This window comes from Ornithinibacillus gellani, from assembly GCF_003730295.1.
GTDB lineage: Bacteria > Bacillota > Bacilli > Bacillales > Amphibacillaceae > Ornithinibacillus_A > Ornithinibacillus_A gellani.
Map to the genome: position 1 here is coordinate 1 of NZ_QTSZ01000044.1, position 1,564 is coordinate 1,564.

1 protein-coding gene is annotated in these 1,564 nt (G+C 39.5%); it reads left to right on the forward strand.

All coding sequences use genetic code 11. The annotated features are described in order from the left end of the window. Positions 1-95: 95 nt before the first annotated feature. A complete protein-coding gene (locus DX933_RS13595; RefSeq protein ID WP_123316985.1) occupies positions 96-1,445 on the forward strand; it encodes an ISLre2 family transposase in 1,350 nt (449 codons plus the stop codon). Positions 1,446-1,564: the final 119 nt, after the last annotated feature.

Here is a 1,564-nt window from a genome sequence, read left to right on the forward strand (position 1 = left end):
GCGGTAGTAGTTGAAAGACATTTCAGATGAAAAAAAGGACCTTCTTTTGTATAGTTAAGTCTTCGACAACAACAACTATAGAAAGAGGTCCTCTAATGAAAGATATCATATCTACGCTTACAATGAAAGAATTAGAACAAATTACATACCGTGCATTACAGGAAAGTTTTTCTGAGGTGATGGCACAGACACTTAAGGAATTAGATGAAGCTATTGCATCAGAAAGGGATAAAAAAAGATTTTATCTAAAGGATAAGCGAACACTTAAGTTTGAATCTGTTTTTGGGCAGGTGGAGCTGAAAAGGAATTATTATCAAGATAGAAAAACTGGAAAATATGTTTATTTACTGGATCAATATTTGGCATTTGATGGTACGAAGGGGATAAGCCCAGTGGTGCAGGATTTAGCTATTGAACTGGCCGTCACAGGCGTTTCCTATCGACAGGCTGGGAAAGCTATGGAGAATCTTTTGGGATACCCCGTAATCAGTCATGAAGGGATACGTCAACAGCTTTTAAATACGGAGGTAGTTCCGGAGGCATCCGTACCCCTTTCAAAGGATGTTGTATTTGTAGAGGTTGACGGGCTCTATACAAAAAGTCAGGAAAAAAAGAAAAAAGGCAGGGAAATTAAGATTGCCAGTGTGCATCAAGGTTGGGAAATGAATGGCAAGCGGGCAAAGCTAGTTGAAAAGCGTCATTTTATTTATGAAGGGAAACTTCCATTTTGGGAGGAATTTGAGCAGTATTTAATGACGACTTATGAGTATGATCCGACCAAGCATCATCTGGTTATTAATGGTGATGGAGCGAAGTGGATCACATCATGTCGGGAATACTTCCGTCATAATGCCATCTTCGTCATTGACCGTTTCCATGTGGCCCGTGATGTACAGCGGATATTTCGCGATCATCCAAGATACCGTTCTATCCGAAAGAAACTGGCTAACTATGACTCGGAAGGTTTCATGGTGGAATTAAATAGTGCCGTGGGCACACTTGAAAGTGAGAAGAAAGAGGAACAACTAGAAGCGTTAATAACACAGCTTTCTCAATATCCAGAAGCACTGGAAGATTACCGTGAAAAATTAAAAGAAAAAGGTATCGACACAACGGGGTTCCGTCCGATGGGTAGTGCAGAGGGAACAATGAGCTTCTTCGCGAGGCGTCTTAAAAACGGACGTAGCTGGAGTGATAAAGGTCTTGATAAATTTATTGATATCATGGTCGCTTTGAAAGATAAATTAGAAATTAAGACATTACATGGAATACTAAACCAGACGGAGGAATTAATACAGGAGAATAGAAATGAAAAGCCGCCTAAACACTTCGTAGAAAAGCTGAAGGACAGCGCTGCAGAAGCAACACGAAACAACTTGGGTTATTTAAAACAAGCTCTTGGAAAACCAATTACAGCTGCATTAAAAGGATTACGTGGAATTTAAAAAATAATAAGGCACTGAACATATGAGTGGAAACAAACCTGAAATCGCTACCAAAACTGGGGCTAAAACCATACAAAATAAGGTACTTTAAAAATCTCCCACAAATACTTGACTCAACC

Excerpts from the sequence above, each read along its gene's own strand:
- DX933_RS13595 (WP_123316985.1), top strand. The coding sequence starts at position 96 with ATGAAAGATATCATATCTACGCTTACAATGAAAGAATTAGAACAAATT.